The organism is Paenibacillus agilis, assembly GCF_007786455.1.
In the GTDB taxonomy this organism is placed as follows: Bacteria; Bacillota; Bacilli; order Paenibacillales; family Paenibacillaceae; genus Paenibacillus_B; species Paenibacillus_B agilis.
In genome coordinates this window covers 1,210,801-1,225,490 of sequence record NZ_VNJK01000001.1, presented here as the reverse complement: position 1 = coordinate 1,225,490, position 14,690 = coordinate 1,210,801, and the positions used below count along the sequence as shown (strand labels likewise).

At 44.8% G+C, this 14,690-nt stretch carries 11 protein-coding genes; 4 read left to right on the top strand and 7 right to left on the bottom strand.

Annotated elements, in window-relative coordinates:
• Positions 1-25 precede the first annotated feature (25 nt).
• The 5 genes from FPZ44_RS05365 to hemE all read right to left on the bottom strand — a co-directional run bounded on the left by FPZ44_RS05365 (position 26) and on the right by hemE (position 6,348).
• Positions 26-1,372, bottom strand: a complete 1,347-nt coding sequence (locus FPZ44_RS05365) for a molybdopterin molybdotransferase MoeA (protein ID WP_186785923.1) — start codon at positions 1,370-1,372, stop codon at positions 26-28.
• Positions 1,373-1,632: 260 nt separating this feature from the next.
• Entirely contained in the window at positions 1,633-2,643 is a 1,011-nt protein-coding gene (gene moaA / locus FPZ44_RS05360; protein ID WP_186785922.1) for a GTP 3',8-cyclase MoaA, read from the bottom strand.
• Positions 2,644-2,820: 177 nt separating this feature from the next.
• Complete coding sequence (gene hemG / locus FPZ44_RS05355) at positions 2,821-4,278, bottom strand: protoporphyrinogen oxidase (protein ID WP_144988085.1); 1,458 nt, start codon at positions 4,276-4,278, stop codon at positions 2,821-2,823.
• Positions 4,279-4,330: 52 nt separating this feature from the next.
• Entirely contained in the window at positions 4,331-5,278 is a 948-nt protein-coding gene (gene hemH / locus FPZ44_RS05350) for a ferrochelatase (protein WP_144988082.1), read from the bottom strand.
• Between the two features lie 2 nt (positions 5,279-5,280).
• Positions 5,281-6,348 carry a uroporphyrinogen decarboxylase gene (gene hemE / locus FPZ44_RS05345; RefSeq protein WP_144988080.1) on the bottom strand — a complete coding sequence of 356 codons (1,068 nt, stop codon included), beginning with the start codon at positions 6,346-6,348 and terminating at the stop codon, positions 5,281-5,283.
• A 321-nt stretch (positions 6,349-6,669) separates the two neighbouring features.
• Here hemE and FPZ44_RS05340 point away from each other — a divergent pair, with 321 nt between their 5' ends.
• The 4 genes from FPZ44_RS05340 to FPZ44_RS05325 all read left to right on the top strand — a co-directional run bounded on the left by FPZ44_RS05340 (position 6,670) and on the right by FPZ44_RS05325 (position 11,669).
• A complete protein-coding gene (locus tag FPZ44_RS05340) occupies positions 6,670-8,070 on the top strand; it encodes a spore germination protein (RefSeq protein ID WP_144988078.1) in 1,401 nt (466 codons plus the stop codon).
• The gene (locus FPZ44_RS05335) at positions 8,070-9,239 is read left to right on the top strand and encodes a GerAB/ArcD/ProY family transporter (protein WP_144988076.1); all 1,170 of its coding nucleotides are present in this window, start codon (positions 8,070-8,072) and stop codon (positions 9,237-9,239) included. The genes FPZ44_RS05340 and FPZ44_RS05335 overlap by 1 nt, the downstream gene beginning before the upstream one ends.
• Positions 9,236-10,336 carry a Ger(x)C family spore germination C-terminal domain-containing protein gene (locus tag FPZ44_RS05330; protein ID WP_144988074.1) on the top strand — a complete coding sequence of 367 codons (1,101 nt, stop codon included), beginning with the start codon at positions 9,236-9,238 and terminating at the stop codon, positions 10,334-10,336. The genes FPZ44_RS05335 and FPZ44_RS05330 overlap by 4 nt, the downstream gene beginning before the upstream one ends.
• A 121-nt stretch (positions 10,337-10,457) precedes the next feature.
• On the top strand, positions 10,458-11,669 hold the full coding sequence (locus FPZ44_RS05325; protein ID WP_144988072.1) for an MFS transporter: 1,212 nt from the start codon (positions 10,458-10,460) through the stop codon (positions 11,667-11,669).
• Between the two features lie 135 nt (positions 11,670-11,804).
• On the opposite strand, the gene FPZ44_RS05320 is transcribed toward FPZ44_RS05325, so the two are convergent.
• On the bottom strand, positions 11,805-13,157 hold the full coding sequence (locus tag FPZ44_RS05320) for a sodium-dependent transporter (RefSeq protein ID WP_144991692.1): 1,353 nt from the start codon (positions 13,155-13,157) through the stop codon (positions 11,805-11,807).
• 77 nt (positions 13,158-13,234) lie between these two features.
• Positions 13,235-14,569: a sodium-dependent transporter gene (locus FPZ44_RS05315; RefSeq protein ID WP_144988070.1), complete on the bottom strand. Its 1,335-nt coding sequence runs from the start codon at positions 14,567-14,569 to the stop codon at positions 13,235-13,237.
• Positions 14,570-14,690: the final 121 nt, after the last annotated feature.

Here is a 14,690-nt window from a genome sequence, read left to right as displayed (position 1 = left end):
CTTCTTGTTGTAGCCCATTGTGCTGCTACAGCTCTCGCAGCGGAAATACGTGCACCAACGTTCCCGCCTCCATTCCTTCTTCGCTAGCAGGTGATAGGAACAAGCAATTCGCATCACGGATCGAGACGGTGGCACTGGAAATATCCGCTTTTGTCGGTCGAACCTCAGCTTGTCCTTCTGCTGTTATCGTAAGTACTGCGCGCACATATCGATCAAAAGTATCCCTCACGCGATAAGCTTCTGTCAATCGAGCCAATATCGGCTTAGGCAGCGGCTCTGCTACGCCCTGCATACGTAGCAAAGTAGGACGGACAAATAGCTCAAAGCCCACATAACAAGCAGCCGGATTGCCTGATAGCGCAAATAACGGCTTGCCATGCCGGAATCCAACTGTCGTCGGGCTGCCCGGGCGCATTTTCACCTTATTGAACAGCAATTCTCCTGCCCAGTTATTCGTATAATCGTAGAGCAAATCATGATCTCCAACGGAAACACCACCTGTCGTGATGACTAGATCATAGCGCTCTAATGCTTCATCAAGACGCTCACGCAAAGTAGTTATATCGTCAGGAATATGCGGCAGCAGATGCGGCATCGCTCCTGCTGATTCCAGTTGTGCGAGCAGGATGTAGCTGTTCGAATTATATATTTTACCCGGCGTCAGCTCTTCCTCTATTGAAAGAAGTTCTTGTCCTGTTGATAAAATGGCAACCTGTGGACGGCGGTACACATGCACATTAGCATAGCCGAACATCGCTAACAGCCCCATCTCGCCTGCACCTATTCGCTGCCCCTTTTGGACAAGCACTTCACCAGCTTGCATTTCTGAGCCTATGCCATGAATTGCCTCACCTGATCTCACAGCTTGATGCACGGCTATCATCTGCCCTGATTGTGGACCAGAATTAACAGCACGCTCTACAGTTGTTGTCCATTCCAAACGAACGACCGCATCGGCCCCTTCCGGTAGTTGTGCGCCTGTCATAATTCGAATGGCCTGACCTTGGCGCAGTTCCCCACTCCAAACCGCACCGCATGGAACTTCGCCGATTACTTGCAAAATGACTGGATTCGACGCGTCTGCTGTAGACGTATCCTTTGCGATGACTGCGTACCCATCCATAATGGAACGACGAAAATGCGGTACAGGGCGATTGGTAACCGCTTCTTCAGCCAAGTGGCGTCCATATGCCTGTTCTAACGGCACTCGTTCAGTTGAACCACACATAACACGCTCTAGCACAAGCGCTTGAGCAGTCTGAGCGGGCATAATATCCCGATTAAATTTCACATCATGCTTCATCGTATTGAGTGCAGCAGTGGTAGAAGCATTCGTAGTTGAAGCAGCAGCTAATGAATCCGAATTCACCACTCCGCTTGATACCTCTTTAGATGAATCATTGTTCTGTGTCATAAATAATTCGATGGCATTTGCAGCATGTAGCTGAAAGACGGAATGACGAAATGAGTGTGTAACTCATATTTCCATTCTTTCTAAATGATCCACGCATGCCAACTCCTCCTCCCATGAAGATAGGCTAGTGTACAGTAAAGATATAAACTGTAAATATATATTATTAATCAAGCCACTAAACGGAAAACCAGCCTATTTACAATCAGCCAAGCCCACCACTATCCACCTATCTGAGACATCGTGCGTGTCGTAGGTTGATGCGACAATGATTGACCCGACAGCTCATACGCCATTTCATGATTAAAAGGCTTTGCCTCCAACGATCGGATGAGCACTTCAGCAAGCTTCGCATCATCGCCAATATGATGGCGCAAATGGAACTCGTCCGACCAATACAAGCATGGCTTCACATAGCCATCTGCCGTAATGCGCAGGCGATTGCATGTATCACAGAAATGGTCACTCACAGGGTGTATTAAGCCAAATTGTCCTTTTGCACCAGGTAAACGATAATACGCTGCTGGACCACCATGACGAGGCTTATCAACTGGAATGGCTTGTTCATGCCATTTGCTCCCTTTCAAACGCTCCTCAAGTGAAATGTAGTCCCGCTTCCAGCCCTGCTGCCTTCCACCGATTGGCATGTACTCAATAAATCGTACTGTAATTGGATGATCAATCGTGTATTGAATAAAATCGTCCCACTCATCATCATTGAAGCCTCGCATGAGTACAACATTTAATTTTAAAGGTGCTAGTCCTACTTCCGTACATCGCTCCACCGCTTCTAACACACGCTGTAAATTGCCGCCTCTTGTCATTTGTTTAAATCGTTCAGGTTTCAAGGAATCCATACTTATATTTACACGCTTCAATCCAGCCCTCTTCAAATCAGCCGCCATTTTCGCAAGCAGCAGTCCATTGGTTGTCAGCGCTAAGTCCTCAATTCCTTCAATTTGCGACAGTTCCTGCACAAGACTGACTACATTAGGTCGCAGCAATGGCTCCCCGCCAGTAAGCCTTATTTTCTTAATACCAAGCTGGGCAGCGACACGAACAATTTGAATAATCTCCTCATCCGTCATTAGCTGCTCATTCGGCAGAAACGTCATCCCTTCTTCAGGCATGCAATAGGTACATCGAAGGTTGCAGCGATCAGTAATGGAAATACGCATATAGTTATGTATGCGATTATAGTTATCTGTAAGCGTAGATGGTATTGCCGTCATGGTACCCCACTCCCCTTCGAAGACGATTACAAAAAAGACAGGATAACAACCAGCGCTTTAAAAGCGGTGTTCTCCTGTCTGTTGTTTATTTATATTACCTTCTTATGCGATAGCTGGCGAGTATTAAATAGATGCAACCTATATAAATACTTGCCTGTTCTCATGTTGACACCACGATCATGATACGCTGGCATCTGAATCAGCAGACCCATTTAGCAATGCAGCAACAGCCTGCTCGCCTGCCTTCCTGCCGCTCGTAATGCAATCCGGCATCCCGACACCATCATAAGCACCGCCTGCAACAGCAACACCCGGCAACGACTTGCTTAACTGCTGTCTAAATGACGCTATGCGCTGCACATGGCCTACATCATACTGCGGCATGGAGCGATGTAATCGCGTCACTTCCATAAACTTAGGCTCGATATCAATGTTCATAAGCTCTTTCAGCTCGTTTCGAACGGTCCGCTTCAGTGCGTCATCCGGCCAATCCACGCGCTCTTCGTCGTTCGCTCGTCCGATATAGCAGCGAATCAACATCGTATCTTCTGGGCTTGTATGCGTCCATTTTATCGAAGTCCATGTACAAGCCGTTATCGCTCGCCCTTCATTCCGGGCAATAACAAAGCCCGTTCCGTCCAAAGTGTTCGGCAGCTTGCTGCGGTCAAACGCGCTGACGACATTCGCAACCGATACATTGCGAATTTGCTCCAGCGTTGTGACGTCCATAAGCGGCTCAAGCAATGGCGCAGCATCATAAGATGGCGTTGTGACAACAATCTGCTTCGTCCGAATGTCCGATCCGTCAGACAATTTCAGCGTGTATGTCCCGTCTTCATGCTTATGAAGCTCACTCGCACCTGCACTGCAGCGCAGCTGAACATGCGGCAGCAGCACTTCCTGCAATCGCTCAACGATCGTGCTAAGCCCGTTCTTGAACGTTAAAAAGGTAGTCTTTTTCACCACATCTGGAAGTCCTGGCACGGAATTGCCCGCTTTGCGGTTCTCCATCATCCCTTTGATCAAACTGCCGTGTGTGCGCTCTAGCTGAGCAAACTGCGGGAATGTAGCCTGAATGCTCAACTTCCGCAGATCACCAGCATAGATCCCTGCTAGCAATGGCTCAGCGATGTTCTCCGTCACTTCGGGACCTAATCGGCGATCTAGAAAATGACCTAACGATTCGTCTTCTGTAGATTGTCGTGGCTTACGTACGAGATCCGTCAAAGCACGGACTTTTCCCCCCATCGAAATAAGACCACTTTTCACAAAAGGCTTAATCTCGGTTGGGATACCTAGAACGAGTCCTGCTGGCATCGGATGCAGCTTGCCATTTGCTAAAATGTACGTTTTACGTGCGTTAGGATTGGTAGAGACCAATTCGGATTCCAAGCCAAGCGACTTAGCTAATTCATACATAGGCAGCTTGCGCGCCAAAAATGAATCTGGTCCTTTTTCGATCACACAACCTTGAGTACGCAGCGTATCAATCTTCCCGCCTAACTCTGGTCGTTTCTCTACAATTGTTATGGATATATGTTGACCGCTTGCCTTAGCTGCTTCCATCGCATAGTAAGCAGCTGACAGGCCCGTTAATCCGCCGCCTATGATGACGATGTCTTGACATTCGCTCATCGTGCGTCCCTTCTTTCATCGAGTCCATTGATTTCGTTAGCAAATAAACAGACTATTGTCTCGTTGCTTCTACTACCTGATCAGCTAATGTCTGAATATAACGAACATCTTGGTTAAGAGAACGTGTACGCTTGAATCCAATACCCAACTCATTTGATTGCTGCTTCGCTTCGATGTCCAAATCGTACAGCACTTCCAAATGATCAGATACAAAACCAATTGGTACAGACAGCACTGCTGGACGACCTTCACTCGCAACCTGTTCGAGCGTATCCAAAATATCAGGACCTAGCCATGGTGTGCCCGTTTGTCCGGCGCTTTGCCAAGTGAACTGCCATTGCTCATCAGCAAGCTCACATGTCTTAGCAATTGCTCGTGACGTCTCCAAAAGCTGTTCAGGATAAGGATCTTTCATTTCTAAAATTTTCTCAGGCAAGCTATGTGCACTGAAAAGCACTTGCACTTGCTCACGCTTCTGACCTTCCTGCTCATAAGCGTCGATCTGCTCATTCACACGCTCCACAAGCGCTTCAATAAGCTGCGGATGCAGATGGTAGCTCTTTACACCTGCAAAGGCAATGCCATGCTTGTCGGCTTCTTCCTGCGCTCTCTTCAAATATCCACCTACACTCATAGTGGAGTAATGAGGAGCCAAAACAATGCCAACCGCCTCATGAATCCCATCGCGTGCCATTGCTTCTATGCCATCTTCAATAAATGGCGCAGCATGCTTTAATCCTTGGTAGCATACATACTTGATGCCAGTATTCGCAGTACGGACATTCAGCTCTTCTTGCAAGGCATTTACTTGTTCATTTGTATTTTGACGAAGTGGGAATACACCACCGACAATCGCTTCATAGCGGGAACGAAGCTCTTCCAATTGTTCCGCTGATGGAGGGCTCCCTCTTCGAATATGTGTGTAATACGCTTCAACTTGGTCAAGGCTTTCTGGTGTACCATAAGACATGACCAAGACTCCGATACGACGTTCACTCATGGCTATACCTCCTCAGATTTCGCTGACAGCGCCTGACTAGAATATTCATGAACATACTCGGTCAATTGTCTCAGCTTGTCTAATGAAGCTTCAGGGAATAATCCATGCCCCAAGTTAAAGATGTATCCTGGCTGCTTCATCCCTAGATCCATGATATGCTTCGCTTCTTCTTGAATTTTGGACATGGGTCCCGTTAATAGATACGGATCCAAATTGCCCTGCACAGCAAAGCGGTCTCCAAGCCTTCTTCTGCCTTCTTCTATCGACACGCGCCAATCCAGACCAACTACATCTGCTTGCAAGTTATGAAGCAATGGAAGCAGTTCACCAGAGCTAACGCCAGGGAAATAAATTTTTGGTACATCCAAATCAGACAAAGATGCAAAAATACGCTCAATCGTTGGCAGCACATACGTCTGGAAGTCGCGCGGAGACAAAGAACCTACCCAACTGTCGAACAATTGGAATGCCTTGCTTCCGTTATTGACTTGCGAACGCAAATAGGTCGCAACCATGTCGCCAAGCTTGTCCATCAGTGCAAACCACATATCAGGACGCTCATACATCATCGTCTTCGTATGTATGTAGGACTTGGATGGTCTGCCTTCAATTAGATAGCTTGCAATCGTGAACGGTGCACCTGCAAATGTAATCAAAGGTACGTTCAATTCGCGATCCAAAATCCGAATCGTCTCCAATATATGTCCTAAATCCGCTTCTGGATCAACGGGCTTTAATCGTTCTATTTGCTGCATTGTACGAATCGGATCAGCAATAACAGGTCCCACATTCGCTACGATATCGAAGTCAATACCAATCGAAGCTACGGGATTCATAATATCCGAATACAAAATAGCCGCATCAACACCCAGCTTACGAACTGGCATCAATGTAACTTCAGCAGCAAGCTCAGGCTGTCGACAAATTTCAAGCAAACTATATTTCTCTTTCACTTTGCGATATTCAGGGTCATAGCGACCCGCTTGCCTCATGTACCATACAGGCAGTCGGTCTACTTCCTGTTTGCGGCATGCACGTAAAAATCGGTCATTATAATTGGTATTAGTCATATTCGCTCAACCCCCGTCTAACACGAGTAGATTTTTCTGTATACGATTTACATTTTTCCAATTGTTACATATAGAACTAACGCAATAGTAATATCTCAAAAGAGATATTGCAACGTTTCCATTATGCCCCTTTTTGCGTTCACTCACAACTACACTGTGCTTGAAAGCTATGACAATCTATTGACAAAGTGCGCCAAGCCATGACATTTACTGCTATTCTTTCTCAAATAAACTTCAAAAATATGGACTTCGCACACATAGTTCCCAGTCCTTTGGAACATCCTAACTCCTACAAATGGAAAAGGGAGGAGGAAGCACAGCATGTCGGTGGTACAAAGCGATTGGGTAGAACTGACTCGCAAAATGTTCGTGAATGCGAATGATTTGACCGTCGAAGCCATTTTAGGTGGCCAAATAACGGTCATGTATATTCATCATCTATTAAATAAAAATGAATATCATCAAGTCATTACCTCGTTTGCACAAGATAGCGACTCTGATACGGCTTTAAAACGTCTCATGTCCGTATGGAATCCTCTGCAAGGACATAACGAACAAGATATGCTCGATAAAATTGCCGAGCATATCGTAAATGGTGATATTGTTGGCGTGTACAACAATCAAGTGGGGATGATTAGCTCAGGCGCAGCCAGCTTTCGTGCCATTCAGACCTCTGCAAAGGAAAATGTAATAACAGGCCCTCATGATGCCTTTGTAGAAAGTGCTGAAATTAACGCTTCTCTCATTCGACGTCGCATTCGTACGCCAAGGTTGAAGAGCATTAAATATAACATTGGTAAGGATTTTCCTTTCTACGCTTATCTTATTTATATCGAAGGAGTTGCCGAGGAAGACGTTATTAGCGAAGCTTGCATACGAATGGAAAACTTACACATGAGAGAAGTATTGGACGGTAACGAGGTCGCTAAACAGCTGGACGATACGCCTTTTGCCGTGTTTCCACAATGGATTGGAACGGAGCGACCTGATAGCGTGACCCAATATTTATTAAACGGAAAAGTAGCTATCTTAACTGACAATAGTCCGACGGTCGTTGTAGCACCTGTAAATTTTTTGGATTTTTTTGCAGTGATTGGTGATAACTACGAGCGCTGGCATTTCAGTAGATTCATCCGTCTCCTTCGCTTATTTGCATTCACATTAACCTTAATGTTGAGTGCATTTTATGTCGCAGTTACTACCTATCATTATCAATTCATCCCACCAACGCTGTTGGAAACGATGATTACTTCCCGTTTGCGCGTACCATTCGAACCGATGATGGAAGCATTGCTTATGGAAGGTGTTATCGAAATCTTACGAGAGGCGGGCGCGCGGCTGCCTACAAAAATTGCTCAGACGATAGGTATCGTAGGTGGTTTGGTTATTGGACAAGCAATCGTTCAAGCTGGTTTGACTGGCAACGTTCTCATTGTAGCCGTTGCAAGCAGTGCATTAGCTTCCTTTATTATACCGAACTATACACTGGAAACGTCCATGCGTGCACTGCGCTTCATTAACATTATTCTCGCAGGGCTAATGGGATATTTCGGAATCGTTATATTTATCTCCTTAATTATAACGAGATTATGCCATTTGCGTTCCTTGAACAAGGAGTATATTGACCTATCCTATTTTGCTGATTTTTTCTTCTGGAGCAAAGAAAAGCGACCTAGGTCTGTTGTGCAAAAAAGTTATTTTCGTCGAGGAGGTCGATCGTAATGAACACACCTATCAAAGGCTATGCGTTTGCTATATTGCTGTTCATGATCGTAAGGGGGATTATTTTCTTCCAGCTGCCTTCTCTTGTCACTAAAGAATTTGGAACAAACAGTTGGGTGATGCTTTATGCATATACAGCACTTGTTATTGGCCATATGTATTTGATCTATAAAGGGAGCAAGAAGCATAAACATGCTTCTATTTGGACGATCATTCATACACATTTCCCCAAGCCGATTGCTACCATTTTTATCGTTATACCCAGCCTTTTATTTTGGGTGATCTCCTTCAACTTAGCGAATGCTTATGCTCGCGTTCTTCAGTTTACAAGCGACCCGAGCGTAAACATACGCACGATTTCAATCATTATATTGGCAGTTGTCTTATTTACAGCAGCACATGGCTTATATACAATCACGAAAACCTCGGTGCTGTACTACCTGTTTTCCTTTTGGATTGTATTTTTTGAGCTGCTGCAATTCAACGACATTGAGTTTGTGCGGTACACACCTTTTTTTCTAAAAAATGGACACCTGTCCTTTAACGGTATACTCGACATACTCGGTGCTTTTCTTGCTTATGAGACGATAATGTTTATGACGCCTTATTTAGAAAAAAACACAAAATGGATAACCTATGCCGCTCTTTCCGCTTTTGTTATCGGAACCTACTACACGATGTACTGCTTCCTTGCGCAAGGACTATTGCCTGTTGAACAAATTCAAGATGTACGATTTGTCGTCCTGAGATTATATGGAGCCACTCAAATCAATGCGCTCGAATATATTACAGACTTGCTATTCATTACGTTCATCTTCTCAGCCATCCTTACCGCTTCCGTCTATACTTGGAGTGGATTGGAAGGATTGAAGACGCTGCAAACAAAAGACCGTCATAAAGAAAATTTGCTCATCGCAGGAGTAATCATGATTACGTTGTGCTACGTTCCGTTCAACTTTGATGAGTCTAAATTACTCTTTAGCATAAGCAATATCATACTTGTATGTATCATCGTTATATTTACGCTGCTATATTTTATTTTGCCCTACAAAGACAACAAGGCCAGTACGGATACAGCAAATTGTGACAATACCACAAATCAGGCAGGGACGACTTCTGCACCCGCTTCGTCTTCTTCATCTTCATCAGAAGGAGTCACTCAACTATGAATCATAATCGACTATACTTGCGATTCCTTCTGACGTTTCTTGTAGTCATATTGTGCGCTTCTCTGCTGCTTACCAGCTGTCAAACGAAGCGCATTATTAATATGAGTGGCTTTATTCAAACGGTTACAATTGATAAGTCAGATCGACCAAATGAGTATTTTTTTGGCATCACTTTCGCAGAACTGAAACCAGATGGTAAAGCCAAAGCTGTCTACATGGCTTATAGAGCTAGCAACTTCGAGGAAGCTTATGATCATTTCCTCATGCAAACACGCTTCACGTTAGTCGTTGGCCAAGTACGCAACATCATTGTCGGCAAAGCGTTAGCAGAGGAGGGACTTTTGATCCCAGCTATCTCCAACTTACTACTACAACCTAAGTTCCCTATTACGACCAGACTGATGGTCTATGAAGGAGAAGCAAGAGACTTTTTAAAATTAGGGGAAGATGTCACAGATTTCAATCTATATCGACTGGTAATAAAAATGCAAAACTTTTATAAAATATCCATTTCCACGGTATTTAATTTTGTACGCGATTATATCGAGAACGGCGCTGATCCATACAGCTTTATTGTGAAAATTAAAAGCAAAAGCGCCTCTTTGTCCGGCTCCGCTGTATTTAGCAAACAAGGCAAATGGGTAGGTACACTGAGTGAACAAGAAACGATTTACATGCTTATGATGCGTAGTCCTAAGTTCAATACGTTTATTCATCTCGACAAGGAGGCCGGTCACGCACCGATCCCAATCACAATGCAAAATGCAGTGTCGAAACGTACGATTACGGTGCTTGAAACGAAACCCGTTCCAAAAATAATAATCACCCTACATGTGAAGGGAACGCTAGATACAACACTCAGTGAACTTACTTCGGATCAACAAGTACAAGAATCACATGTAGAGCATGCCATGGAGAAGCAGATAACGAAAACGATTCGCAAGCTGCAAGATTTACAATCGGACCCCGTTGGATTTGGCATGTTTGTGCGCAATAATATGGCTTTTGAGGAATGGGACGATGCAAAATGGCCAGAAATGTTTAAACAAGCTGATATTCAATGCAAAGTGAAGTTTAATTTAGAAAATAAGATATAACTATGGATTTTTCCAAACTTACTTACGAAAAGAGTGTTCCTGCATTTTGTTGAGAATGTGGTATACTAGTTCCAGTTGCTGGTATCGGACGGATGGTGGCCTTAGAAAGTGGTGAACGCACATGCAGCAATGGAAACTGAATCTAATCATTTTATGGTTCGGAAACTTTCTAGTTATGGCCGGAATGACGATGGTCGTTCCTTTTCTCCCTTTGTATTTACAGTCGGACATTGGTTTAACAGATCCAGATAGCATTGCGCTCTGGGCAGGTATTATCTTTGCAGGAAACTTTGTAACCTCCTTTATTGCTCAGCCTATCTGGGGGAAATTTGCTGATAAGTATGGTCGCAAAGTTATGCTGCTGCGCTCGGGATTTGGTATGGCACTCGTTACCGTGCTAATGGGTTTCGCAGCCACACCGCTGCATCTCCTGCTGCTTCGTATGCTGAATGGAACCATCTCGGGCTTTAATCCAGCCGCAGTTGCGCTTGTTTCTACGACGACGCCGAAGGAAAGAATGGGATTTGCGATGGGCACACTCCAATCAGGCGGCGTTGCCGGGACGATTCTAGGACCGCTAATCGGAGGATTGTTGGCTGACACCATCGGCTATCGCCCTATCTTTTACATCACAGGTGCCTTGCTGTTTTTCGCATCGATGATGGCGATGTTCTTTATTAAAGAGTCGTTTGACAAGCAAAAAGCGATGGATAAGCCGCAAATCTCTGTCATGGAGGGCTTTAGGAAGCTTAGCAAGATCCCGCAGCTGATGTCGTTGTTTGCGGTAACTTTTTTACTTCAATTTGCGATGCTTAGCCCGATGACACTGCTCCCGCTTTATGTACAGAAGCTGCATGGTACGACAGAGAACTTGGCTTTTATGGCTGGATTCGTCGGTGCAGTTACCGGCTTGTCCAACATGATATGCTCACCTCTGTTAGGTAAGCTGAGTGATCGGATTGGAGCTAACAAAGTATTGACCTTCTCGCTAATTGGTGCAGCTTGTACCCTCATTCCACAAGCATTTGTAACGAATGTATGGCAGCTGGTAGCGGTAAGATTTTTGTTCGGATGCTTTATGGGTGGATTATTGCCATCTGTAAATGCACTCATTAATCGCTTCACGCCAGAAGGAATGGAAAGTCGATCGTACAGCTTCAACACGAGTACATTAGCGTTAGGCAATGCGGTAGGACCGGTAGTCGGCGGTTTGTTGGCAGGTACGTTTGGTATTGAAGGTATTTTCATCATGTCAGGTATTCTGCTGCTCGTAAATATGGGATGGGTTCGTTTTTCCCTGTATGGCAAGGCACGTTCTTCACTCCGTCCGTAATACCAATTAAGAACGTGAAGGCCACAAGTTGGACGTTAGTCATTTGTAAGAACATTTGTAAAAATGTAAATAAGAAAGCCGCACAAAAAAGGATTGACCGCCGCACCATGGTACAGGGTCAATCCTTTTATCATTTTATACAGGCAACAGTCCTAATGCATTAAGAAATACGAGTAAAACTACAATTGGAATGATGTAGCGAATAAGCAGCATATATACCGCTAATCCTTTGCGCCACCATGCTGGCTCGCTTTCCAACTCCGCTAATAGCTTGTCCTTTGGGAAACGATAACCGACAAATACAGCGATTAGTAGAACGCCAAGCGGCATTAATACGTTCGATACTGTAAAGTCCGCTAGATCGAAGATAGACTTGCCGAACCATTGTACTTCTGCCCAAGGTCCGAATGACAAAGCAGACGGGATACCAACGACAAAAATAATGGCCCCGAACAACCAACTCAGGCGTTTGCGTGAGCGAGCGGGCTGCTCTGGCTTCGAATAAGCTGCAACAAGAATCTCCAACATCGAAAATGCGGATGTAAATGTTGCGAATAAAAATAGAGCTAAAAATAGAGCTATAAAAATGCCTCCGCCGTACATTTGTTCAAATACAGCTGGGAGTGTAATAAACAGCAATCCTGGCCCTTCACTTGGCGTCATGCCCAAAGCAAACAACGCCGGGAATATCGCCAATCCTGCCATAAACGAGGTTAATACGTTCAATCCCACTACCGAGACCGCTGAACGTGTCAACGACTCCTTCTTGCTCAAGTATGAGCTGTATGTCACCATTACCGACACACCTACACTAAGGCAGAAGAAAGATTGTCCGAGTGCATTTAGAATCGTTTTCGCATCAATTTGCGCAAAGTTCGGTGTTAAGAAATAACGAATCCCTTCTTCCATGCCTGGAAGCGTCAACGAACGAATGATCAATACGACGAATAGGATAAACAAGCCCGGCATCAGGATACGACTAGAGCGCTCGATCCCTTTCTTTACCCCTTGCCCTACGACAACAATCGTAATGAGCATGAAGCTGAGCTGTGCGAGCAATACCATTTTCCAATCTGCTACGGTCGACTGGAACATTTGCTCATATGGCACTGCGTTATGCAACAAACCGCCGCTTATACTTTTAATAAAGTAAATGACGATCCAACCGCCGATAACACTATAGTATGAAAGAAGCAAGAAGCAAGTTCCCATACCAAGGTAACCGATCCAATGCCATTTCGTACGAGGAGCAAGCTTCTTATACGCAGTTAAAGCCTCTCTGCCTGTGCTGCGTCCAATAAAGAATTCCCCCATCAGCAGCGGGAATCCAATTAACAGTGTAAACGCGATAAACATGAGGAAGAAGGCGCCGCCACCGCTTGTAGCTACCGTATTCGGAAACTTCCAAATGGCACCTAATCCGATCGCCGATCCTGCTGTTGCTAAAATAAATCCAAGCTTAGATGTCCATTGTTCTTTTTCTACCATCACCAGACAGCCCCCTAGTTCCCAAATCAATGATGTGGACTGGCCTCATCCATTACCTTACTGCGTTCTTTACGTGCTTACAAAATGCCATTTACAAAAACGACAAGAACGATGATAGGCAGTACGAAGCGAAGCATAAATACATATAAACGCATCCCCATACGCCAGCCTGGGGCAACATAAGCCCATTCCTGTTCTAACCGTTGTTTCGGGAAACGATAACCGACGAACAGAGAAATTAATAATACGCCAATTGGCAGCATGACGTTCGAAACGGCAAAATCTGCCCAATCGAATATAGGCTTGTCCCCCCAAATAAACAACGGATGACCGCTGAATGATAATGCGGAAGGAACACCCAATAAAAAGATACCCAACCCTGTCCACCAGCTGCCCTTGACTCGCTTATTCGAATCGCCCTTCGAATAAGCAGCAACGACAATCTCTAATAAAGAGAACGCTGACGTCAAAGTTGCAAATAAGAATAATACCAAGAATATAGCAATAAAAAATTCACCATAAAGCAGCTGTTCAAACATGGCTGGCAATGTCATAAATAGCAGCCCTGGTCCTTCTACTGGCTTCATTCCAAGTGCAAATAGAGCTGGGAAAATAGCCAAGCCTGCCATTAACGATGTCAACACATTCAAGCTCACAACCGAAAGGGCCGGCTTGCCTAACGGCTCATTCTTACCTAAATACGAGCTGTACGTAACCATACATGATGCACCTACACTAAGACAGAAGAAAGACTGCCCTAGCGCATAAAGTACCGCTTCCGAGCTTAGACGACTGAAGTCAGGCTTAAGGAAATACTCCAGCCCTGCTGCCATTCCCGGCAGTGTCAGTGAACGGATAATCAAAATTACGAAAAGAATAAACAAGCCTGGCATCATAATACGGCTTGCCTTTTCAATTCCTCCCTTAACTCCCTTAACAACAACCATAGTCGTAATTAACATGAACAAGCCCTGTGACAACACCGCAATCCATGGATTCGATACCGTGTCCGTAAAGAGCTGTCCATAATCAGCGCCTGGCGATAATAATTGGCCCGTGAAACTTCGAATCGTGTACAACACGATCCATCCCCCTACAACGCTGTAGAAAGACAAAAGAATACTGCATAAGATCATGCCAAGATATCCGACATAATGCCACTTCGAATTCGGGGCAAGTTCCTTATAGGCAGATACGGCCTCTTTGCCTGTACTTCTTCCGATGACGAACTCCGCTAACAATAACGGCAGTCCGATCCCAAAAGTAAATAGCATAAAAACAAGAAAAAATGCGCCACCACCGCTAGTGGCCACCACGTTCGGGAATTTCCATATTGCCCCAAGGCCAATAGCAGAACCGGCTGTCGCCAGAATAAACCCGAGCTTGGAAGTCCATTGTTCATTTGACTTCATCGTGCATAGCCTCCATTAACATATTGCATCATTATAGCACAAGCTAGGCTGGATATTAGCGTGAAAATAATACAAAAAGTTGCTTCTGGTTATATCTTTTCCCAGAAACAACTTTTAGATC